The 20,719-nt window shown below is 69.7% G+C and carries 28 protein-coding genes and 1 pseudogene; 8 read left to right on the plus strand and 21 right to left on the minus strand.

Annotation, left to right across the window (positions count from 1 at the left end):
- The first annotated feature begins 56 nt into the window (after positions 1-56).
- Positions 57-941: a L,D-transpeptidase family protein gene (locus IE198_RS14695; protein ID WP_189886586.1), complete on the plus strand. Its 885-nt coding sequence runs from the start codon at positions 57-59 to the stop codon at positions 939-941.
- 187 nt (positions 942-1,128) lie between these two features.
- Here the strand turns inward: IE198_RS14695 and IE198_RS14700 are convergent, their stop codons facing one another.
- The 3 genes from IE198_RS14700 to IE198_RS14710 all read right to left on the minus strand — a co-directional run bounded on the left by IE198_RS14700 (position 1,129) and on the right by IE198_RS14710 (position 4,127).
- Positions 1,129-2,175, minus strand: a complete 1,047-nt coding sequence (locus tag IE198_RS14700) for a hypothetical protein (RefSeq protein WP_189886588.1) — start codon at positions 2,173-2,175, stop codon at positions 1,129-1,131.
- Positions 2,175-2,906: an RNA polymerase sigma factor gene (locus tag IE198_RS14705; protein ID WP_189886589.1), complete on the minus strand. Its 732-nt coding sequence runs from the start codon at positions 2,904-2,906 to the stop codon at positions 2,175-2,177. The genes IE198_RS14700 and IE198_RS14705 overlap by 1 nt, the downstream gene beginning before the upstream one ends.
- A 279-nt stretch (positions 2,907-3,185) precedes the next feature.
- On the minus strand, positions 3,186-4,127 hold the full coding sequence (locus tag IE198_RS14710; protein ID WP_229833939.1) for a L,D-transpeptidase family protein: 942 nt from the start codon (positions 4,125-4,127) through the stop codon (positions 3,186-3,188).
- A gap of 155 nt (positions 4,128-4,282) precedes the next feature.
- Between IE198_RS14710 and IE198_RS14715 the strand changes: the two genes are divergently transcribed.
- Complete coding sequence (locus IE198_RS14715) at positions 4,283-4,789, plus strand: DUF1877 family protein (protein WP_189886591.1); 507 nt, start codon at positions 4,283-4,285, stop codon at positions 4,787-4,789.
- A 316-nt stretch (positions 4,790-5,105) separates the two neighbouring features.
- Here IE198_RS14715 and IE198_RS14720 read toward each other — a convergent pair whose 3' ends face one another.
- From IE198_RS14720 to IE198_RS14745, 6 genes are all read right to left on the minus strand, one after another.
- On the minus strand, positions 5,106-5,999 hold the full coding sequence (locus tag IE198_RS14720) for a hypothetical protein (protein WP_189886593.1): 894 nt from the start codon (positions 5,997-5,999) through the stop codon (positions 5,106-5,108).
- Position 6,000: 1 nt separating this feature from the next.
- A complete protein-coding gene (locus IE198_RS14725; protein WP_189886595.1) occupies positions 6,001-6,858 on the minus strand; it encodes a hypothetical protein in 858 nt (285 codons plus the stop codon).
- A gap of 93 nt (positions 6,859-6,951) precedes the next feature.
- Positions 6,952-7,218 (minus strand): hypothetical protein, encoded by a 267-nt coding sequence (locus IE198_RS14730; protein WP_189886597.1) that lies wholly within the window; start codon positions 7,216-7,218, stop codon positions 6,952-6,954.
- The gene (locus IE198_RS14735) at positions 7,215-8,159 is read right to left on the minus strand and encodes a hypothetical protein (protein ID WP_189886599.1); all 945 of its coding nucleotides are present in this window, start codon (positions 8,157-8,159) and stop codon (positions 7,215-7,217) included. The genes IE198_RS14730 and IE198_RS14735 overlap by 4 nt, the downstream gene beginning before the upstream one ends.
- A 148-nt stretch (positions 8,160-8,307) precedes the next feature.
- Positions 8,308-8,901: an ATP-binding protein gene (locus IE198_RS35195; protein ID WP_229833941.1), complete on the minus strand. Its 594-nt coding sequence runs from the start codon at positions 8,899-8,901 to the stop codon at positions 8,308-8,310.
- Complete coding sequence (locus IE198_RS14745; protein WP_189886601.1) at positions 8,901-9,104, minus strand: hypothetical protein; 204 nt, start codon at positions 9,102-9,104, stop codon at positions 8,901-8,903. Before IE198_RS14745 ends, IE198_RS35195 begins: the two co-directional genes overlap by 1 nt.
- A 177-nt stretch (positions 9,105-9,281) precedes the next feature.
- On the opposite strand from IE198_RS14745, the gene IE198_RS14750 reads away from it, so the two are divergent.
- Together IE198_RS14750 and IE198_RS14755 are read left to right on the plus strand one after the other, a co-directional pair.
- Entirely contained in the window at positions 9,282-10,136 is an 855-nt protein-coding gene (locus IE198_RS14750) for a helix-turn-helix domain-containing protein (RefSeq protein WP_189886603.1), read from the plus strand.
- Positions 10,117-10,413 carry a DUF397 domain-containing protein gene (locus IE198_RS14755; protein WP_189886604.1) on the plus strand — a complete coding sequence of 99 codons (297 nt, stop codon included), beginning with the start codon at positions 10,117-10,119 and terminating at the stop codon, positions 10,411-10,413. Before IE198_RS14750 ends, IE198_RS14755 begins: the two co-directional genes overlap by 20 nt.
- A 12-nt stretch (positions 10,414-10,425) precedes the next feature.
- Here the strand turns inward: IE198_RS14755 and IE198_RS14760 are convergent, their stop codons facing one another.
- Positions 10,426-10,944, minus strand: coding sequence for an SMI1/KNR4 family protein (locus tag IE198_RS14760; RefSeq protein WP_308426811.1), 519 nt, complete (start codon positions 10,942-10,944; stop codon positions 10,426-10,428).
- Positions 10,945-11,001: 57 nt separating this feature from the next.
- A complete protein-coding gene (locus IE198_RS36120) occupies positions 11,002-11,136 on the minus strand; it encodes a hypothetical protein (RefSeq protein WP_268246478.1) in 135 nt (44 codons plus the stop codon).
- A 203-nt stretch (positions 11,137-11,339) separates the two neighbouring features.
- Between IE198_RS36120 and IE198_RS14765 the strand changes: the two genes are divergently transcribed.
- Positions 11,340-11,909: an SMI1/KNR4 family protein gene (locus IE198_RS14765; RefSeq protein WP_189886606.1), complete on the plus strand. Its 570-nt coding sequence runs from the start codon at positions 11,340-11,342 to the stop codon at positions 11,907-11,909.
- Between the two features lie 286 nt (positions 11,910-12,195).
- On the opposite strand, the gene IE198_RS14770 is transcribed toward IE198_RS14765, so the two are convergent.
- Entirely contained in the window at positions 12,196-12,396 is a 201-nt protein-coding gene (locus tag IE198_RS14770) for a hypothetical protein (RefSeq protein ID WP_189886607.1), read from the minus strand.
- On the minus strand, positions 12,393-12,914 hold the full coding sequence (locus IE198_RS14775) for a carboxymuconolactone decarboxylase family protein (RefSeq protein ID WP_229833945.1): 522 nt from the start codon (positions 12,912-12,914) through the stop codon (positions 12,393-12,395). The genes IE198_RS14770 and IE198_RS14775 overlap by 4 nt, the downstream gene beginning before the upstream one ends.
- A gap of 90 nt (positions 12,915-13,004) precedes the next feature.
- Between IE198_RS14775 and IE198_RS14780 the strand changes: the two genes are divergently transcribed.
- Both IE198_RS14780 and IE198_RS14785 read left to right on the plus strand, forming a co-directional pair.
- A complete protein-coding gene (locus IE198_RS14780) occupies positions 13,005-13,547 on the plus strand; it encodes a TetR/AcrR family transcriptional regulator (RefSeq protein ID WP_189886611.1) in 543 nt (180 codons plus the stop codon).
- A 109-nt stretch (positions 13,548-13,656) separates the two neighbouring features.
- Positions 13,657-14,103 (plus strand): DUF6196 family protein, encoded by a 447-nt coding sequence (locus tag IE198_RS14785; protein WP_189886613.1) that lies wholly within the window; start codon positions 13,657-13,659, stop codon positions 14,101-14,103.
- Positions 14,104-14,233: 130 nt separating this feature from the next.
- Here IE198_RS14785 and IE198_RS14790 read toward each other — a convergent pair whose 3' ends face one another.
- Together IE198_RS14790 and IE198_RS14795 are read right to left on the minus strand one after the other, a co-directional pair.
- The gene (locus IE198_RS14790; RefSeq protein WP_189886615.1) at positions 14,234-15,061 is read right to left on the minus strand and encodes a hypothetical protein; all 828 of its coding nucleotides are present in this window, start codon (positions 15,059-15,061) and stop codon (positions 14,234-14,236) included.
- Positions 15,058-15,357 carry a hypothetical protein gene (locus IE198_RS14795; RefSeq protein ID WP_189886617.1) on the minus strand — a complete coding sequence of 100 codons (300 nt, stop codon included), beginning with the start codon at positions 15,355-15,357 and terminating at the stop codon, positions 15,058-15,060. Before IE198_RS14795 ends, IE198_RS14790 begins: the two co-directional genes overlap by 4 nt.
- Positions 15,358-15,427: 70 nt before the next feature.
- On the opposite strand from IE198_RS14795, the gene IE198_RS14800 reads away from it, so the two are divergent.
- Positions 15,428-16,165 (plus strand): helix-turn-helix transcriptional regulator, encoded by a 738-nt coding sequence (locus IE198_RS14800; protein ID WP_189886619.1) that lies wholly within the window; start codon positions 15,428-15,430, stop codon positions 16,163-16,165.
- A 109-nt stretch (positions 16,166-16,274) separates the two neighbouring features.
- On the opposite strand, the pseudogene IE198_RS36910 reads toward IE198_RS14800, so the two are convergent.
- From IE198_RS36910 to IE198_RS14825, 6 genes and pseudogenes are all read right to left on the minus strand, one after another.
- Positions 16,275-16,398 (minus strand): annotated as a pseudogene (locus tag IE198_RS36910) (YnfA family protein); the annotation flags it as partial.
- 116 nt (positions 16,399-16,514) lie between these two features.
- The gene (locus IE198_RS14805) at positions 16,515-17,897 is read right to left on the minus strand and encodes an SMI1/KNR4 family protein (RefSeq protein WP_189886621.1); all 1,383 of its coding nucleotides are present in this window, start codon (positions 17,895-17,897) and stop codon (positions 16,515-16,517) included.
- 81 nt (positions 17,898-17,978) lie between these two features.
- Positions 17,979-18,302 carry a hypothetical protein gene (locus IE198_RS14810; protein ID WP_229833947.1) on the minus strand — a complete coding sequence of 108 codons (324 nt, stop codon included), beginning with the start codon at positions 18,300-18,302 and terminating at the stop codon, positions 17,979-17,981.
- A 245-nt stretch (positions 18,303-18,547) separates the two neighbouring features.
- A complete protein-coding gene (locus IE198_RS14815; protein WP_189886623.1) occupies positions 18,548-18,727 on the minus strand; it encodes a hypothetical protein in 180 nt (59 codons plus the stop codon).
- Positions 18,728-18,921: 194 nt separating this feature from the next.
- Complete coding sequence (locus IE198_RS14820; protein WP_229833949.1) at positions 18,922-19,443, minus strand: SMI1/KNR4 family protein; 522 nt, start codon at positions 19,441-19,443, stop codon at positions 18,922-18,924.
- Between the two features lie 149 nt (positions 19,444-19,592).
- On the minus strand, positions 19,593-20,057 hold the full coding sequence (locus tag IE198_RS14825) for an SMI1/KNR4 family protein (RefSeq protein ID WP_189886626.1): 465 nt from the start codon (positions 20,055-20,057) through the stop codon (positions 19,593-19,595).
- Positions 20,058-20,719 lie beyond the last annotated feature (662 nt).

The raw sequence follows: 20,719 nt of genomic DNA on the forward strand, positions 1-20,719 counted from the left end.
AACCGGGCCGGACGGGAATTTGTCTCACCAGTACACAGATACCCGTGGGGGGCGACATGTTCAGAAAAAATGCCGGGACGAGAACGCTGGCCGCTGCGGCCGCGGTGCTCGTGGCAGCAGTGACGGCCGGCTGCAAGGCGGAGGCTGCGACCGACGCACCGACCGCCGACAGCAAGCCGAGCTCGGCACCGGCGGCCTCGGCGTCGCCGACACCGTCCGCCTCGCCGTCGTCGTCCCCCTCGGAGTCGTCGTCCCCCTCGGAGTCGCAGAAGCCGTCTCCTTCGGCCTCCACGACCCAGCCCGCGCCCAAGGTGCTGATGGCCCCCGGCGCCAAGGGTGAGCAGGTACGGGAGCTGCAGGCCCGGCTGGCGCAGATCGGCTGGTTCGACGACAAGCCGACCGGCACGTACGGACCGGTCACCACGACCTCCGTCAAGGGCTTCCAGGGCAAGCGCGGTCTGCCTGTGACGGGCAGCACGGACACCGTCACCTGGCAGCGGCTGCTGGGCATGACGACGAAGCCGACGCGTGCGGAGCTGGACGGCAAGGACGTCAACAAGCCGAAGGCGAAGCTGGATGCGCGCTGCATGACGGGCCGGGTGATGTGCATCAGCAAGACCACCCGCACCCTGTCCTGGATGATCGACGGCAAGGTGCTGTCGACGATGGACGTGCGCTTCGGGTCGCAGTACACCCCGACCCGGGAAGGCGTGTTCAACGTGGGCTGGAAGTCCCGTGACCACGTCTCGACGCTCTACGACACGCCCATGCCCTACGCGATGTTCTTCAGCGGCGGCCAGGCCGTGCACTATTCCTCGGACTTCGCGGCCCGCGGCTACAACGGGGCCTCGCACGGCTGCGTCAACGTCAGGGACAAGGGCGCGATCGCCGCGCTGTTCGACCAGGTGCGGACCGGCGACAAGGTCGTCGTCTACTGGTGACGGTCCTGAGTGGGGAGGGCGCGGGCGGGACCGGGGGAACGTGTCCCGCCCGCGCCATTTGCGCTGAGCCGTAGGTACGGGGGGAACCCCGGCTCGTTGCGCCGCCGATGACCAGTCGGCTCACTATCTACTGCGCCATGGCCCGGAAAAACGTCACACCCTGCGCGCCTCTCGGGAAAAGCGCTGGTCAGAAGGGCTGTACGACCGCACTGAGGGAAAGAGCGGTGGAGGTCACCGACGGCGTCACGGCCGCGGAAGGTGCCGGGACGAGGGACCAGGAGACCTGCGGGGTGGCGGGGGCCTGCGGAAGATCGTCGCCGCCCGCGTCGCGGTCGCCGTCACCCGAGCCGCCGGAGTCCTTGTCCCCGTCGCCGCCGTCGTTGTCGCCTTCGCCGTTGTCACCGCCGGAGCCGCCCGAGCTGTCGGCATCGCCGGCTCCGCCGTCGGCGGAGTCGCTGCCCAGCAGCTCGTCGCAGAACCGCTCAACGCGTGTAGCACCTTTGGCGGTCGCCTCCAGCGTGCGCTTGCGGTCCTCCGCGATCCGGCCGCTGCGGTAGTCGCGGCAGGCCTCGACGGTCTTGCGGTAGAGGTCGCCCTTCCTGGCGGAGCCGTCGCCGCCCTGCGTGGCTCCGCCGTCGTCGACGGGACCGCCGGGAGTGGCGTTGCCCGTATCGGTGGGTGACGGGGTGGCGCTGTCGACGGGCGGCAGGCCCGGAGGCGTGCCGGTGGCGCCGGGCGACCGGGAGTGCGAGCCGGTCCCGCCGACGCTCTGCGTCGGAGAGCCGAGCGGCCCGGGGGTCGAGGCGGCCGAGACGGAGGAGGCGGGCGTCGGACGGTCGTCGTCGAAGGTGGGGAGCACACCGCTGCCGGCCGCGACGGCCACGCCGCCGATGGCGCAGCCCGCGAGAGCTGCCGCGATACCGAACCGCAGGGGGCGTGCGAGGCCCGTGCCTCGGCCCGGCCGGGCGTCCGGGGCGACCCGTACGGTCCCGAGCGAAGTCCCTGCCGATGCCCCGACGTCGGCCCTCGCCTTGCGGAACGCGGCCATCGCGGCCGCCTCGCCGGGCAGTTCGCCGTCGTCATACCGATAGCCGGGGTCCGTCGCGCTTTCCAGGGCGGCGAGGAGCCGTGCGGCCTCCGTGCGGGCACGTTCGTCCGCGGCCTCGACAGTCTCACCGCGCAGCAGGCGCTCCGCCGCGTCCCTGTCAAGCCACTCGTACCGCTCGTCGGCCATCACATGTCCTTCTGCGTCCGCAGACGTGAATGCGTCACACCGGCGGGTGCCGTCGCTCCGGGACGCGAGTCGCGCTGGGAGGGCAGGCCACCGAGCTCCGGAGCCGTCTGCGCAGGGCCCTCCCCGCCCCGGCGTGTGGTGTCGCGGGGGCTCCCGTCAGCGCTTTCGAGCGCCGTCACGCCGTCTGCTCCCAGCAGCTCCGCGAGCCGTTTCAGGCCTCGGTGCGCCGCGGTCCGCACGGCGCCGGGCCGCTTTCCGAGCGTCTTCGCCGCGCTCTTCGCGTCGAGGCCGACGACGACCCGCAGCACGACCGCCTCCGCCTGGTCCTGCGGCAGCTGGGCGATGAGCGCCATGGTGCTGCTGGTGGAGATGGACTCCATGGCCTCGTCGACGGTGTCGGAGTCTGCGGGCCTGCCGGTCAGTTCCGTCTCGTCACCGCCGACGGCGGGACGGCGGCCCCGCATCCGTATGTGATCCAGAGCACGGTTCCGGGCGATCCGCGCGGCCCAGCCGCGGAACCTGTCGGCGTCCCCGCTGAATCGGTCGAGGTCCCGGGCGATCTGCAGCCACGCCTCCGATGTGACGTCCTCGGCGTCGGCATCGCCGACCAGAGTGCGCACATAGCCGATCAGCCGCGGATGCACCGCGCGGTACACAGCACGGAAGGCGTCCTCGCCCCCGCCCTGAGCCGCGAGCACGGCGGCGGTCAGCTCCGCGTCGTCCCCCAGCACTACCTCAACCTGTCGTTCCGAACCGCAGCTGGTCATCACTGCCGCGTCACCGTACGCGAACCAGCACGCTACGTTGTTTCCCGGCCCCGCGTCCACGCCTTGTACAAGTTGCAACGACTCTGCCACTCAGCGCGGTGTGACAGAAACAGCACTCTCGGCGCTGAGGGTAGTACGGGGTGCCACTGCACCCCCACACGAACGACGACCGGGGCCTCTCCTGTGGGGGGTGGCGGCCCCGGTCGTCCTTCATGTCCGGGCCGGTCGGTCCGGCGGGGGCCGTCAGCCGATCGCGATGCGCGGATGTGCGGAGGGCTGGACCCAGCCCATGAACCTCTCCATCGTCGCCCGCGGCACGGAGACGCAGCCCGCGGTCGCACCGCTGCCGTTGACGTGCAAGAAGATCCCCGCGCCGCGGCCGGGCACGGCGGGCCAGCGGTTGAAGTTGATGACGAGCGCCTTGGCGTACTGCGTCGGATAGTTGATCAGGTGCTCGCTGCCGCGGTCCCCGGACTCGGTGAGCGGGAAGTCCGCGCCCTCCTCGGTGTGCATCTGGTTGTAGAACTTCGACTCGGGGTCCTGGACCCACCAGTGGCTGTCGTTGACCTTCGTATACGGCATGGCGGTGCCGCTGGACTCCACACCGAAGCCCTCGGTGATCGTGTACGTGCCGGACGGCGTGGTGTACGTGCTCTGCTTGCGCGTCGAACCGGGGACGACGCCGTTCGACCCGACGCGGCCGGCAGTCGTGGAGAACTGCGCCTTCCAGCCGGAGGAGCCCTTCTGCCAGGCGGTGACGGTGGCGTACGAGCCGCTGGCCTTGACGGTGATGACCTGGGTGGCGTTGCCGACCTCGACCGGCACGGGGAAGTCCGGCGCGGCGGCCGGCGCGGCCGACTGCTGCGATCCGCCGCTCCCGCTGCCACTGCCCGAACCGCCGCTGCCGGACGCGCCGGTGGCGGTAGTCCCGGGGGACGCGCCACCGGACGCCTTGGCGGAGGCCGAGGCGGAGACGGACGGGGACGCGGAGGCGGACGCCGATGCCGAGGCGGAGGGGCTCGGCGTCGTGGACGAACCGGACTGGTCCCCGGCCTCGCTCACCGCCCCGGGCGAGACGGACGCGGCGGCGTCGGCCGACTCCTCGCCTCCTCCACAGGCCGACACGAGCGACATCGCACCGACCACGGCCAGCACGGGCGAGAACTTACGGGAAGAGCGCAGCACAGGAAGATCCTTGGCTCGACGGAACGGCGCGGCGGGAAGGGCCGCGCTGAGGCGGGCAGGTTATACATCGCCGCATCGGCCGAAATCCAGGCGCAGGACATAGCGGACAGGGGTGGGCTGACCGGGTGTCAGCGGTGGCGGATACGGTCCGGGCCATGAGCTTCCATATGCACCTGCGTGCTGTACAGGAGTCCACGATCGAGGGTTCCGACCATGCCCGGCTGGTGGATTTCATGGCCGCGGCCTGGGACTGGGACGTCCGGCGGGCCGAGCACTCCTCGGGTGTCGCGTACTCCATCGAGAAGGACTTCGCCTCGGTGAACGACCTCTGCGCGGCGGGCGCGGCGCTGCCCGAGGGGTTCGACGGGGCGTGGGAACTTCCGGTCTTCGGCGGGCGCGTCTTCCACGACCCGGCGAGCCCGGAGGCACCGTTCGCCGTCCTGGACCCGGCCGGCACGGTGTGCGCGGCCGCCTTCCTCACGGCCGTGCCGTTCGACACGCTCTGGGACGTGGCCGGTGCGAAGCTCCGGGACGGGTTCGGCCCCGGCTGGGACGCCGACGAGATCAAGGGAACGTACGCCGGGTACCACACCGGCCTGCGCATCTTCTACGAACGCGCCGCGGCGTCAGGCCACGCGGTGGTCAAGGCGTTCTGGTACTGAGGCGCCGACAATGACGGCACGCACCGCAGGAGGGGGCGCGGGCAGGGGCGGGGGCGCGGGCAGGGCGCGGGCGACCGTCAGGATGCGGCCCCCAGGGGCGGTGCGCCGACCACCGGCGCCGCGCAGATCAGCGGGAACGGGATGTACGCGTACCGGCGCCGGGGAAATCCGTCGGCGGCCGCACGATCGGAGACCACCGGTACGGTTCACCGCATGACACACGAGTGCGACCTGGGCGGGTCGTCGGCGGCCGGCGTCGAGGACCGGCAGGCGGCCTGAACGGCTGAGCGGCAGCCGTTGGTCGGATCGTTCGTCTTCACCACAGACGTGCAGTAGCCGGCCCCGGGGGCGGGGCGGGCGCCGGCAGTACGACGGCCGTCGTGGGAAGGGCGTCCCCGTCACGGGCGGTCAGCACGCTGAAGCCCGCGTCCGGGAAGACCAGTTCCGCTTCCCGGTCCAGCACCCGCAGCCCCGCTTCCGTAGCCTGCGCCCGTACGTCCCACCGCGGGCGCCCCAGCAGCGGCACGCCGTCGTGGCCGACGGACGTACGCCCCGTGAAGGCGATCCGTACGACGGTCTCGTCCGCGGCGTACGACAACACCACGCCGGAGAAGAACGTGTCCTGCCAGGCAGCACCGAACTCCGGGACGGAGCCGATGCCGGGGCCGAGCAACCCCCGCATGGCGCTGCGGCCCGCGCCCAGCCGCACCGGGCCGATGCCCCGGTGTGGAAGCACCACCGCTTCTCCCGGGCCCGACCGCCCCTCAGGTCCCTCGAAGAACTCGAAGGCGTCGAGCGTCGTGGGCACCCCACAGAACCGCACGCTCTCGAACCCGTCCGTATCCCGGGCCGTCCCTCCCAGAGTGACGCCCAGGGCGGGCAGCGCCCACCCGATGCTCCCTGCTTCCTCCTCGGCCACCACCTCGTGCCCGGCGTCGCGGAGTTCGCCGACGACCTCGTCCTCGGGCCGCCCGAGCAGCCGCACCCCGTGCAGGGTGACGGGGCCGGGCGAGGCGATCTCGATCGCGTGCAGCAGGTCGGCGCCGTCGTACTCGAGGAAGACGCAGGACTCGTCGGCGTACATGTCCGTCAGGGGCGCGTCGGCGCCCCGCCGGAACGCGGAGTCGGGCTCTCCGCGCACGGCCCGCACCGAGGCGCGGGACTGCCCGAAGGCCGCACCGGCCACGCCGGTGAGGGGAACGATCTCCATGTCAGCGCACGCCCGCCGGAAGCTCGATCTTCCCGTCGTACGGGCCCTGGTTCTCCTCGCCGACCTGCTGCTCGAAGGTGATGTCCTGCCCGTTGTACGGAATCAGGAAGCCGAAGTCGAGGCGGTGGCTCTTGATCCGGTACGTCTTCGCGTCAAGGACCAGCACCTCCTCCAGGCCGGAGAGGGTCAACCGGTCGTCCTGCACCGCGATGCCGGCCTCGCGCAGCTGCTCGGCCGTGGGGTCGAACTCGCGCTTCGCCTTCTTCGCCCACGCCCTGTCCTGGACGGCGCTCAGCTTCTGCCTGCCGCTCGCGACGCGGAGTTCGACCGTGCCGTCTCCCGCCTCGGTGACCTTCACGTCGTCTCCGGAGGCCTGCGCGTAGATCCGGAACTCGTCGACGACCGAGACCGGGTCCTCGGCCTTGTTCCGCATCTCGGGGTCGGCGGGGGACACGGCCTTCCAGGCGCCCCCGTCCTCCTTCAGATACCCCGCGTCGCCGATGACGTAGAGCTCCTCGGACTTCTTCTTCCCCTTGCTGCTGGTGCTGACGCCCTGCGAGTGCAGTGTCGCCGTCCCCATGCCGCGCCTGACGGTGCCCCGGTAGGTCGCGGCGCTCTTCTGCCCCTGGAGCGTCAGACCCTCCTCTCCCGTCACGGAGAAGGTCCAGGCGGACTCCGCCGCCATCGCCTTCTCGGCGAGGTCGAGGAAGTCCTCCGCGGACTCGGGCGCCGGGGACGACGGCGCCGCCGCCTCCCGGCCCCCCGACCCGGCCGGCTCCTCCGCCTCCGCGCCGCAGGCGGCCAGCGAAAGAGCGAGCGGGAGGGCGAGCAGGACGGTGCGTCCGGGGCGAGTTCGCATGGGCCTTTTCCTTACGTCACGACGGGCGGCGCGGACTGTACAGCAGCGCCCGGCCCTGATCACCCCGGCGGACATTCGTGACGTCCGGACCCGTCACGTCAGGTGGATCCTCAACTCTTCGTCGTGTTCCACGTGCCCGACCACGACCCCGGTGACCGGGTCGCCCGCACCGGGCCGGATCACCACCGAATCGTCGGCCGGGTCCTTGCGCATCCCGGCAAGGTCCGCGACCACGCCGTAGCGCCGCACACCTTCGACGGCCACGAATACGCCGAAGGCGGCGACACTCTCGACGGTGCCCCTGACCTCTGATCCGACGGGGTGCTTCAGCTTCGCAGCGGCCCATTCCCGATGTGTCACGGCGACGGCGCGCTCTCGTAGCTCTGGAACCAGTGGGTGTCGAAGTAGCGGGCCGTCGAGAAGGGGTGTTCCCGTTCGGTGAGCATCCGGTGGACGAACTCGGCGGTCGTGCCGTCGAACCGGACCCACGAGTCGGGGATGTCCTCGGTCACGAGGACGGGCCACTTGTCGGGGTCGGCGTCCTCGGTGAGCCAGTAGAACTCGTCCGCCTGCTCGGAGCTCGCCCACTTCAGCAGCCCGCCGGCGGCCGGATACACCTCGTACGGCCTCCACAGCTCGCTGCCGCGCGTCCTGGCCCACTCGCCCAGCCACTCGGTGTGCCGGACGATGTCCCCGCTCTCGAAGGCCGCGTCGGGTACCTGGAGTTGGAGGAAGCCGTCGAAGGCGCCCGCCCCGAAGATCTCGGCGAGCCGCTTGTAGTCGCTCGGCAGCGCGGTCCCGAGCCGGGTCTCGACCGCCGCCCAGTCGACCGTGCGCACGCGGGTCGTGTCCCATCCCGTGACGGCGACGACCCCGTCCACCCAGGAAGTCTCGTCCGCCATGTCCGCTGCGGGATCCTCTCGTTCCGCGACCAGCGCCACGAGCCGGACGCCGTCGCCGTCGCCGTCACGAGCCTTACCGCAGCCGATCCATCGGTCCGCGTAAGCCCATGCGCGCATCTCGACGATCCGCTCGCCGAACGGCGTCAGCAGCGGGAGCCCGGTCCGCCCGGTCACGGTCGGGTCGGCGTACCCGTCCATGGCGAGGTTGCGCGGCTGCCCGTACCGCCCGCCGAGCTCCCCCAGGAGCTCCGGGAGGCCCACCTCCGCCGACGGTGCCAGGCATACGTGCCCTGCCGGATGCCCCGGCTCCGCACACACCAGGTCGCCGGTGCCCGGGGCGGCCAGCCGGTGGACCGCCGAGAGGAGTTCGTCCAGGCGGAGTTCTTCCCGTTCATCCATGGCGGACATTGAAGCGGGCGGGGCTGACATCGACCTGGGCGGGCAGGCCGAGATGTCGCTCCACCACCGACCCGCACGCCCGACGCTCCTGCTCCCCGCGGGCGACGACGACGTGTCCGACGACGCCGCCGAACGCCCGACATCCGTCCTACGAGCCGTTGTCGGTGTCGAGGACCCCGAAGCGCTCGCCGCCGCGCTCCTCGACGGCCAGGGTGCATCCGGCACCGCGACCCGGACCACGACAGGGGACGGGGTCCGGATCGACGACGGCCCGTACTCCCACCGGAACCCTGCCGACCGCCTCGCCCTGCCGACCGCCTCGTCCCTGCCGTCCGCCCGACTGGCCCGGGTGTCGGCCGCGCCGGCCTTCCGACTGCCAGGTCGCCAGCTCGCACCACACGGTCTTGCTGCCGGGCCCCTGTTCCACACCCCACCGCAGGGTCAGCGCGTCGAGCAGCGCCAGACCGCGGCCCGACTCGTCGTCGGCGGTGGCTTCGCAGAGGACGGGCAGAGCATGCGGGTCGGGGTCGGTGACCTCCAGTCGCGTACGGCCCTGCTCGCAGCCCACCTGAACGGTCACGAGTACGCCCTCACCGAGGTGCCGGACGACGTTCGCCAGCAACTCACTCGCACAGAGCTGGAGATCGGCGCACGGACCGCCCATGTACGCGCGCAGGGCGCTGCGCACCCCGGCAACGGCCTGCGGGGTGGCGAGCAGTGCCAGGGTCAGGGGTGGTCGCATCACGCGGCCCCCTTGCGGAGGGCGGCCACCAGCGCACGGGCGGTCAGCAGGTTGCAGTTGCCGAGCGCGATGAGCGGCCGGTTCGGATAGCGAGCGGCGAAGGTCGGCAGGTCGACACCGAGGGACGGCAGCGTGATGCCGTGTGCGGCGAGGGCGGCCCGCAGCTCCTCGGCGCAGGTCTGGGCGTCGGGCTGGTCGTGCATGGGGTTCACACCTTCCAGTGCGCTCTGTGACGAATCACTCACACACTGCCCACCAGGGGCGTAGCTTGAAAAGTGTTCAGGCCCCCGGCTCTGAACTGCACCAATTCGTGGGAGATGTTGGTACGCGCCCGGGAACGCCGGGAACCGGGCGGTAAACGGGACCAGGGACGGTGGACGATGGGGCAGCGCAAGGACATCGACGGCTCGGCAAGCGTCCCGACCTTCTACGGCAGCGAGTTGCGCTGGAAACGGGAGGAGGCCGGGCTCACCCTCCAGCAACTGGTCGAGGGCAGCTTCTACGGCCCCAGCCACCTCAGCGAGATCGAACGCGGCACGCGCCGGATGCCGGCGGAACTGGCCGAGCACGTGGACGAGGTGCTCGGCACGGACGGCTTCTTCAAGCGCCGCTGCGAGGACGTGCGGAAAGCGAAACGGCGGGGCCACGCGAGCTACTTCGAGCGGGTGCTTGAGGCGGAGAAGCACGCGGAGACCATCGAGGAGTGGTGCCCGACCCTGATCCCCGGCCTGCTCCAGACCGATGCCTACGCGCGGGCGGTGGTGCGGTCGGCGCACCCGATGGCCCTTGACGAGGCGGTCGAGGAGAAGGTGAGCGCCCGGATGGCGCGGGGCCGAATCTTCGAGGACGACCACACAAAGCCGGACTACTGGGCGATCCTGCCCGAGTCGCTGCTGCGCCAACCGATCCTTCCGCCGGAGCAGACGGCCGAACAGCTGGAGCGCATTGCGGCGCTGGCACGCTGCCGCCGGATCGTTCCCCAGATCCTTCCGTGGAGCTGCGGGCCGCACCCCCTGATGCTCGGCACGGCCAAGATCATGACCTTTCCCGACGCCCCGCCACTTGTCTACACGGAGGCGCAGTACAGCGGAGACACCATCGACGATCCGGCCCTCGTGAAGCAGTACCGCAAGGCATACGATCGGCTCAGGGCCGCCGCACTGCCGCCGGAGGCGTCCCTCGCCCTGATCGAGCAAGCGGCTGAGGATGTTCGAAATGGCAAGCATCAGCATTGACTTGAGCACCGCCGTCTGGCGCAAGAGCACCTACAGCAACGGCGACGGCGGCGACTGCGTCGAGGTCGCCGAGGCCTTCCCCGGCGCCGCCCGCTGGCGCACGAGCACCTACAGCAACGGCGACGGCGGAAACTGCGTCGAGGTGTGCGACGCCCACACCGGTGTCGTCCCCGTCCGCGACTCGAAGGTCCCGAGCGGCCCGGTCCTCACCGTTCCTGCCCCGGCCTGGTCGTCCTTCGTCAACGCCTTGAAAGACGGGGTCGTCGGGGCCGCGTAAGCCGAGGGTGGGTCAGCCGATGGGCTGGAAGAAGGGACCCTCGGGAGCGAAGTTGCGCGAGCAGACGCCCACGTCCTCGCCCCTCACATACGCCAGCATCCAGTCGCCGAACGACATGTCGTACTCCAGGAACTCCCCTTCGTCGCTCTCGTAGACGAAGACCGACCACGCCTCGGGCGCCTCCTTGGGGACGCGGAAGAACATGGTCTCCCCCGATGCGGCCGACCCCCAGGGGAACAGCTCCCCCGGGCCGGTACCCACCGGCTGGGTCACCATGTCCTCCGGTGCGTGTGCCCAGGCCTCGATGTCCGACCTGATCAGCCGTCCGAGATTTCCGTGCGCCACACCCGGATGAGTCGTGTGCACCTGATTGTTGATCAGCACCGGCCCGTAGGCGTCGCAGAACTCACGGAAGTCGTCGGGAAACACGATCCCGAGCTCTCCCTCGAGCCGGTGCCAGGGAGCCGGGTCGGACCACCCGAACCGCGGCTCCCCCAGCAGCGCCCTGATGTCGTCGAAACTGGTGATGATTCGCTCCCCTGGACGGTGTACCGGCGGCCGGGCGGGCCGGACCCGCCCCGATGCGGACTACCACCTGCCGGCGCTGATCACATACGCGCCGATCGCGGCGGCTGCGGTCGTGAAGAGGACGACGACCAGCCGGGCCGTCCAGTTGTCCTCCTCGATCGCCATCTGGATCGTTCGCCAGAACTGGCTTCCCATAACGCCTCCTTGGCATCGTGCGGTCTGTATCCGCGCGAAGACCAGTCGGCTCACCCGCTACTGCGCCCAGACCCCAAAAAACGTCACACGACGGAGACGGCGCACCGCCATCCTCGGCAGGATCCAGGCTCCATGACCAGCCCGCGGAATCGGGCCACGGGAGTCATGAGCCGAGCAGCGGCGGGTCTGGCACGCTTCTGCCCATGAAGGACGACCTGATCGCCACGCAGACTCCCAAATGCCGCGTCACCGAACCCGAAGCGGCCATTGCGGCGCTGGAGCACGCTGCTCCCGGACTGCCCGATTTCCGCCGGCCGGAGAGTGCTGCGATCGACTGGGCCGTCGTCGAAGGGGGTTTGGGCACCGCGCTTCCCTGCGATTACAAGTACCTCGCGGAGTGGTACCCGCCCTTCGCCGTCGGAGATTTCCTTCTCGTCCCTCTTCCCGAGCCGGGCAAGGAGCACCACGCCCTTCGCGGTATCCGCGACAGCCTCGAAGTACTTGCCGACGCCTGGCTGGAACCCCGCATCGGTCTGCGAGCTCATCCCGCACCTGGCGGTCTGCTGCCGTGGGCGGAGTCGGACGAGAGCGACAAGTTCATGTGGAGCACCACCGGAGACTCCCCGCAGGACTGGATCGTCACGGTCGCTTCCCGTGGCGGAGGGTGGTGGCACTACGCCGGCGGCGCAGTTCAGTTCCTCGCCGAGTACTGCGACGGGACGCTCGAACCCTGGGCACTGCCGCCGGTCGCCCCCGAAGTGACCCCCTGCTGAGCAAGCGGCAGAGGGTCCGGACCTGGCCGGACGTCCTGGCAGCCCTTCGGTGATCACTACGCGACGGACCGTGGCTCGCCTTTCGCATGACGAAGCGTTCCCAGCGGCTCCGACCAGTCGGTGACCCGGCGCTCGGTGGCGGTCCCGGTGGGCGAAGTGAGCATGGATCGACGGGGTGGCGATGCCGATCTCGCGCCCGACCGGCGCCCGCAGCTGCGCCGTCCAGGCCCGCCGAAGAGGCCGGTTGCTCTACGGAACCGGCCTCCGACGTTCTCCTGCATGAGCTCTACCGGGGGCAGCTGATCAGGCGCACGGCCGGCGCGGAGACGACCTGGACGTGCGGGACTTCCGGGAGCCGGATGTTGACGAAGCCGCCTTCGATCGCGAAACGGACGTCGTCGGCGCGGGTGACGCGACGACCGTCGGCACCGCTGAGCGTATAGCCGTCCATGAGTTCGATGGAGCCGGTACGCCAGTCGCGTGTCATGCGGCGACCTCCGGGAAGTCGAGGTCGGGCCGAGCCAGGTGATTGAAGTAGTTCGACAGCGTGTTGAGCGCGACATGGGCGACGATCTCGGCCAGTTCGGCGTCGGTCACCCCGGCCTCGCGGGCGTCGGCCAGCATCCCGTCGTCGACCCGGCCCTGGGTGCGCATGATGTCGTGGGCCAGACGCAGTACGGCATCGGCGTGCGGGTCGGAGTCGTCGGACGCCTGCCGGGTGCGGGCCAGCTCCTCGTGGGTCAGGCCGAGCCTGCTGCCCCGCAGGGTGTGGGCACTGACGCAGTAGGTGCAGTGGTTCTTCTGTGCGACCAGCAGTGCGAGCTGCTCTCGAAGGCGGGCCGACAGGACGCCTCGGGTGAGGTGGTCGCGCATGGCCAGGTAGCCGGCGAGGGCGGCCGGGCCGTTGGCGAGCGCCGCATAGAGGTTGGGCACGCGGCCCAACTGGCGGCGGGTCGTCTCGAGCAGCTCCGAGGCGTCCTCGGCGAGCTGGGGGATTCGTGGCACGATGGCTCCAGATGGTACTGATCGGTTCCGTCTTGCAGAGACGGTACTGATCGGTTCCATTTCCCGTCAAGACCGGGATACGGTGGGTTCATGGCCACCAGAGCACGCGAACGCCTTCTCGACACCGCCGAGGACCTCTTCTACGCCGAAGGCATCCGGGCGGTCGGAGTGGAGCGCATCCTGGCCGAGTCCGGGGTGGGCCGGGCCTCCTTCTACCGCCACTTCGCGAGCAAGGACGACCTCGTCGTGGCCGTCCTGCAGCGGCGGGACCAGGCCTGGCGCGCCTGGCTGGCCGAACGGGTGGCAGCGCTGGGCGGCGAGCCGCTGGACGTGTTCCACGCTCTGGCCGAGCGATTCTCCCGCGCCGACTTCCGCGGCTGCGCCTTCATCAACACCATGGCGGAGACCGCCGACACCGGCAGCCCTGCCTACCGGGTCGCGGCCGAGCACAAGGAGAGCGTCACGGCCTATGTCGCCGGCCTGCTCGCGGACAGCGGCCACGCCGAAGCCGAAGAACTGGCACGGCAGTTCGTTCTGCTGATGGACGGGGCGATCGTCACCGCGCTGCGGGAACGGACGACCGCCCCCGCCCACGAAGCACGTGCCATGGCGGCAGCCATGCTCGGCACCTGACGTCCCGGCAATGCGGCTCCCAGGGATCGAGGGCGCCGTCGACCGCCGCACGCCCAGGGGCGGAACCTGCGGAATGGGCGAACGCCCCGAACCGAACAAGGAACGGCACATGGTCAGCATCAGCCACGAAACACCACAGGAAACGCGCACGCGGCTGCGCCGAGTGCTTGCAGGGGCCCTCTTCAAAGTACTGCCCGGGCACTGGGCCTACCACGAGCACCCCGCAGGGCCGATGCCGCAGCCGTCCGCCGACGCGCTTGCTCTGGTGCGCGACGAGGAGAGCTGGTCGGTCCTCGAGCCGGCGCAAGGTGACGAGGCGGAGATCTTCGGCGTCTTCTCCTTTCACTTCCCGGCCGCAGCGGACAACAGCGGCTTTGTGGGCTGGCTGGCCGGCGAGCTCAAGGACCACCTCGGCACAGGCGTGGCCGTGCTCTGCGGCTACAACTCCGCGCAGGGCGGCATTTACGACTACTGGCTCGTCCCCGCACGACTTCTGGGCGAGGCCGTGGCGCACGTGCGGAGCATGACGGCGGACGGCGATGAAGACGGCCAGTAGACGGGGTGCCCGGGCGGGTGGGCCGCGCAAGCGGCCGAGACGGGTGCGCGGCCGACAAGGCGTACGCGTGCCGCCGGACGAGCCACCGGCACCACCGAGGCAGGACCGACGCGACTGGCATCGCACACGGCTACTTGGCATCTTTCGTCTGTCGCGCTTCGACGAGGGATGAACTGACGATGTCCAGCGCGCGAGGATGGTCCGCGCGGACCAGGGTCCGCGCGGCGTGGCGGACCACATAGCCCATCTCGCGCGGATGCCGGCGCCCAGAGGCCCGCCACCGCTCAAGGGTGTCGAGCGCCAGGTTCGGGTCCTTCTTGGAGATGTCGTTGACGTGGTTGGCCACGGACCGGGTGACGTAGCGGGTGGGGTCTGCGAAGAGCCGGTCGAGGAGCGGAATGCCCACGTCGTAGGGCAGCGTCAGGTTCCGTGCCCAGGGGAGCCGCGGTCGCGTGCCCTCGCTGCACAGCCGACGTACGTGATAGTGCTCGTCCTCCGTCCAGACCAGCAAAGCTGCCAGCACTTGGTCCGGGAAAGCGTCGAGGAAGCGCCGGATTGCGAACTCGGCGGAGAACCGTGTGGTGACCTCGCGGAGCGCGGCGAGCGAGAACTCGAGGTCGGCGACGGTGCAGCCGCGCCGGGCGATGTACTCGGCGTACGGCGCGTAGATGAAGTCACCGAAGTCGCCGTCGGAGAGGGCCGGGTCGGCTGCGGCGGGCAGCGAGCGCACCAATACGCCCGCCGCCCGCCGGAAGTCGTGCGGCAGATTCTCCTCCAAGCACGTGGCAATCCAGTCGATGCGCGCCTTCAGCTCGAGCTCCGGGAACCGCGCAACGACGGCCGCGACGAACTCGTCCCTGCGGAATGCCGGGTCCACGCTCACAATCTCCCCGGCCATCAGCTCGACCTTCTCGCGCGTGAAGAGCTGGTCCTTGAGGAGAATCCGCGCCGCCGTCATCCGTAGCTCTTCAGGACCTCGTAGACGCGGAGCGAGCCGTCGCCGTCCATGATCGAGAAGAATGCGGCACAGACGTCGCTGTTCTGCTCCGCCTCGACGACCCGGTCGATCGACTCCAGGTCGCGGAAGAACACGAGGTCGGCGTAGCCGCTGCCTGCGCCGTCCTTCACGAGGACCCGCCTGATGATCCCGTCCTGCTTGCTGACGAACTCCTCCTCGAACCGGTCGGAGGCGCTGATCAGGGCGTCCTCACAGACGCCCGCTCTGAGCACGAACGGTGCCAGTGCGATGTGCATGTCGGTCTTCTCCTTTCGCGGTGAGACCGACGATAGGAAGCAACCTGTCATTCTCTGGCATATTTGGGCGATGGGTGGAGATCAGCCCCGGGAGAGCCGGGTCCTGCGCCTCGACAAGCTCAAGGCACTGCTGGCGGAGCGCGACAGCACGACGGCTGCCGACCTCGCCGAGGAACTCGGGGTCAGCATGCGCACCCTGCACCGTGACCTCGCCCTGCTGCGGGAGATGGGGGTCCCCGTCGAGGGCGACCGGGGAACCGGCGGTGGACTGCGCCTCGAGCCCGGCTGGTCGCTCGGCCGGGTCCACCTCAATGAGTCCGAGGCGCTCGGCCTGCTCCTCAGCCTCACCATCGCCGAGAAGGTGGGATCTCCGCTGTTGCTGGACGACCTGCGCTCGATCACCCGCAAGGTCGCAGCGGCGTTCGCGCCGACGCAGGCACGCCGGATCCTCGCGCTGCGTCGGCGCATCCTGATCGGGCAGGCCGCATCCGTGCAGGTACTCGCCGGCTACACCCCACCCCGGCCGGCGGTGACGAAGGCGCTGCTCGACGCATTTGTGCGACGTCGCACCGCCCTGGTGCGCTACGAGGACCGGCACGGCGCGGTCACCACGCGCGAGATCGAGCTCCAGTTCCTGTACTACAGCCTGCCCGTCTGGTACGCCCTGGCGTGGGACCTGCTTCGGGACGACATCCGCTCCTTCCGCATCGACCGGATCCGGGACGTCCGGCTGCTGCCCACCGAGTTCCGGCTGCGGCCGCCCGACCCGTTCCTGGCGGCCGGTGAGGCGACCGCGCGAACCATGTGAACGTCGTCGAGACGGCCGGGTACGGTCCCGGCCACACGGCTACTCGCCCTCATCCGCGTCGCCCACGCCGCCCCTGGCGACCTATGGCGGTTCCAGGGCTCGCCGCCGGTCAGTTGTCGCGCGGGGCGTACATGATGGCCGTCATTCCAGCGAGGCAGGTGAGAGCGCCGATGGCTTCGTGGCGGTCGGGCGTAGCCGCCGGCGACCATGCCCCGGGCGATTGGCCCGGCGACGACCCCTACTTGCAACGAGCCGCACAACCGACAGCTCGCCGGATCTTCATCTGCAGATGCCAACCAGACGTAGCTGCACTCCATCTCGCTGAACGAAACGCAGGTCGGGTCACTGACTACGCGACGGAACCGAGGTGGCCTTCCAGGACGGTCCGAGGAATCCGGGGGCGGTCCCACAGGGCGAGGAGTTCGTCGGCGAGGGCCACGATCGGGAACGGGTGCCGATCGCCCTGCACGTCGATGGCGGCAGCCGACAGGCTGCGCGGTACGGCTCCGGCGTCGAGGAGGACGCGCCACTCGTCCGGCCCGAGTTCCAGGAACTCCAGTCCTGTCAGCTCGGCGATCTCCAGCGGGTCGGCCAGTGTGCCCGGGCAGGCGGTGAGGGTTCGCAGACGGGGCAGCCCGACGACGGGAGCGAGACTGAGCGGCTCGCCCTCCCATGCACCGATGCGCAGGACCTCCAGCGCGGGGTGGGCGGCGGCCTGCACACTGTCCAGACTTCGAATGTTCACCCAGGCCACGACCGGCGGCTGGTCCCAGCGACGGCCCCCGCGCTCCTCCCTGCGCCGGTCCATCACCAGGTCGGTGAGGGAGTCGGCGAGCAGCTCGGCGCCGATGTACTGCTCGTGGTCGAGGATGATGATCTGCGCGGAGTGTCCGCCCGGGCCCGGTGTCAGGTCGACCGCGATCCGGTCGCCGCCGCCGCTGTCACCGAAGACGATCCAACCCGGTGAGCCGACCAGACCCTGCACCGCGGCGTCGGGCGGGGTGACGGCCGCCGATGCCGCCGCGAACCGCCACGGGCACGGACGGGACGCCACATCGGCAACGTACAGCTCCTCCAGGGCGAAGAGTTCGCAGCCGACTGCCCTGGAGATGCGTTCCGCCGCCTCGTAGTCGTCGCCCCAGTCCTGCCAGTGCGCCCGCACCACGCGGTACAGCACCCTGAGCTCATCGGGCAACGCGATGCCGAGACGTGCTTCCACCGCGGCGATCTCCGCCTCGGTGGCGCCGACGGCGCCGGGAAGCCGCTCGCGAAGCGTGCGCTCCAGGAGCGCCAAGTCGACCGATGGGGCAGGCACCGCACCGGGCACAGGATCGGGAAGGCGGCGCCAAGGCTCGGGGACGGCGTCCTCGGCCAGGATCAGCGAACCCGGGTGCGAACTGCCGATGCCGGGTTCCACGGCGGGGCTGGAACCGAGCAGGTGGAGCACGGCCTTCCCGGCCGGGGAGATCTCCGCCACGAACGAGATGTCGTCGACGCCGTTGTCCACGAGCGCGCTCTGCACCCGCTTCACCGCGGCGAACTCGTCCTGCATGTCCTCGACCTGGGCCGCCCGTCCCGGACGTGGACGCGGCCGCCGCAGGGGCACGCTCCAACTGCCCCGGCCGATCCGGCCCGCCACATATCCGCCCGGAGCAGCGAGGCGCTCCGCGTCGGAGGCCCTCAGGAGCCTCAGCAGCGGCTCCCAGGTCGCGAAGTCGTGTATCGAGGGCAACGGTGGCCTCCGGTCGTTCCGTTGAGCGCAAGGGAAGTGAGTATCGAGCAAAGCCGCCGACCCGGCCGCCGTCGGGACGGCTCAGTCGCCCGAGTATCCGAAGATGCCCAGGTGGGTCGGCTCGTCATCGGTGTACAGGACGACGTACACGCCGGTCCACCGCATGCGGCACTCGTCGAGCACGGTCTTCTCGGACGCGGGCGGCAGCCCGATGGCCGCATACGCCTGGGCAAGCACCTCCTCGAAACGGCCGGGCGTCGGCCGGTCGGTGCCGGAGTGGTGCACGATGCGGTCGTGCACCAGCGGACGCAGCGTCCCGTAGTCCTCGACGTTGCGCGGCGACGGGGGCGGCCGTCGAGTGGACGACGCGCTGGATGTCGAGGATCGAGTGGGTCCCTTCTTCACCCATGAATTCCTCGTCCGCCCACAGGTCCTCAAGGCGCCGGTAGGTGTCGTCGCCGCCGTAGAGCTCCTGGAAGACCTGCGCGTGCAGAGCCGCCAACGACGCCTCGGCACTGCCTTCGTACGGAGTGACGTACTCCCAACCACTGGCACCCATCGCGCCGCCCCTCCCGTTGAACTGTGAGACCGGCGCCACCTTAGAGAAGGCCACTGACACTCGCGCCTGTTCGGCAGTGCGGCAACACCCTTCAGCGCTGCCGGGACGGTCCACGCGCGGCTTTCGGCCGGGTGTCGAGGAGCCCGCACAGCACTACGCCCGTCACCAGAAAGCCGGCCATGGCCGACAGCAGCGCGACCTCCCCGTACGAACGAGAGGTCAGCCGGAGGGCGAGGGCCGCACCGGCGGACTCCGTGGGCGATCCGCTCATATGTCGACAGGCACGACGGCACCGTCCCCGTCCTGTGGGTGCCGAGGGCCAGGCCGGGGTGACCCCTCAGCGAAGGCGCCACCGGTCGACCTGCAGCACCGACTTCATCGAGACCGGCGACACCTTGGAGCAAGATCCTGTCGGCACGGTGGTATCCCCAGTCACCAGGACAGGAGATACCACCGTGTTCATTCTCAGGGCAGGGGTTCGTAGAACGGCCCGTCAGGCGCCCGGTTGCGAGAGCACAACGTCACGTCCCGCCCCTTGAGATAAGCCAGCAACCATTCGCTGAACGTCATCTCGTAGAGAGTCCAGGCCGGACTGTCGAACTCCTGGACAACAACACGCCAGGGCGACGAGGGCCCATCGGGAACGCGAAGGAATACTGCCTCCCCCGTCGTGGCCGTGGCCACCGGCATCAGTTCCCCGGGCTTCGCTCCTGCCGGACTGGGCAGGAACTCCGCCATGTCCTCATCGCGCCAGAGCTCGAGATCCCTCCTGATCATCGTTCCCAGATCGTGCAGAAGATGGACGGCGGGGTGATTCAGATACAACTGGTTATTGATCTCGATCGAACCGTATGCGTTCACGATCTCGCGGAAGTCCGCCGGGAATTCGATACCGAGTTCCCGCTCCAGTCCGATCCATGGCGCCGGATCCGACCAGTTGAACCGGGGTTCGCCCAACAGGGCCTGTACCTCTGGAAGCGTTGACACCACTGGAATCCTTCTGGCATGTGCGGCCGACGCCGCTCTTGGAGTCGATCACGGTACAGGAGGAACTCCACCGGATTCCATGGGTCCGCATACATCCAATCACCCTCCGCCGGCCGGATCAGCACCGACGGGTCGTCGGCGTCAGCACATCAGTTGTCGTCGCCGCAATCGGGCTTGAACGTCGCACCGAGGTCGTACTGAGCGATCCCGGAAGGTTGGAAATCAGCGTCCGTGAGCACTCTGTAGAGGAATTCCGACGTGGACGTGTCGTACCGGCGCCAATCGTTGTCTTCGGCTCGCGCGAGGATGGGGTACTCACCGGGCCGCTGGGCGTCGATCAGCCAACAGTACTCATCCCCCCATTCCGTGGTGCCCCAGGTGATGAGGCCTTTGCCTCCCGGTGCGTAGACCGAGTAGGGATCCACAGCGGAAACGCTGCCGTACCTTGGGTCTCGATCGACCGCAAGGTCCCCTCGCCACTGCGTAAGGAGGTCGCAGGAGGCATCCTCGTCACGCGCGAGAAAAAAGACGGAATCAGAGAATACGCCGCCACCGAAGGCCTCGAAGAGCTCTTTGTGGTCCGTCGGCAGCGGGACCCGCAGCTCCTCATCCACCGCTGCTCAGTCGACAGCAATCCCCAGGGGCTCCCACCCCGTCAGCTCGATCAGACGCTGGACCCACATACGGCAATCTTTCAGTGCAGTGCCCGTCCATCTCCACGAGCGTCGTGGGTTGCCACCGGTGAAGGCATATCGGTTCCCGGTGTAGGGATCCGAGCCGAGGCCCATTTCCGCGAGGGCACCGTTGTACATGTCCCGGCTGATGAACCGGTTGAGTCCGGGTTGCGGCTACGCCTCGACCGTCGGCCGCCGCCCTTGCCGGGAAGCCCATGTCGTAGGTGCCGGCGTGGGCGTCCCACCGCTTGGAGTTGTACGCCATGGCCCGCTAACGCGGCAGCACTACCCACGTCCTTGAGCCCCGGGGTGGCCTGCGGCGTGGCTTCACAGATCCCCCACCCTCCGCCCCACGCATCACACCTGACGGTGTCAAGAAACGTTCAAGCGCAGGACATTATCCACTTCCATCCGACTACTCAGATCGAGCGGATCGTGGCCGCCAGGGTTCCGGTAGCTGAGTTCTCCCTCACAAGTCCAGGCGCCGTCCTCTCCCATGAACCATTCGGGCTCGCCCCACATGGTTCCCCCTTCGGCCAACAAGCGAGCCAAGTCGTTCGGGTCCCCCGTTGCCCCTACGTGGTCAAGCGCCCAGGAAAACT

Origin of the sequence: Streptomyces xantholiticus (genome assembly GCF_014651015.1) — a bacterium.
Lineage (GTDB): Bacteria > Actinomycetota > Actinomycetes > Streptomycetales > Streptomycetaceae > Streptomyces > Streptomyces xantholiticus.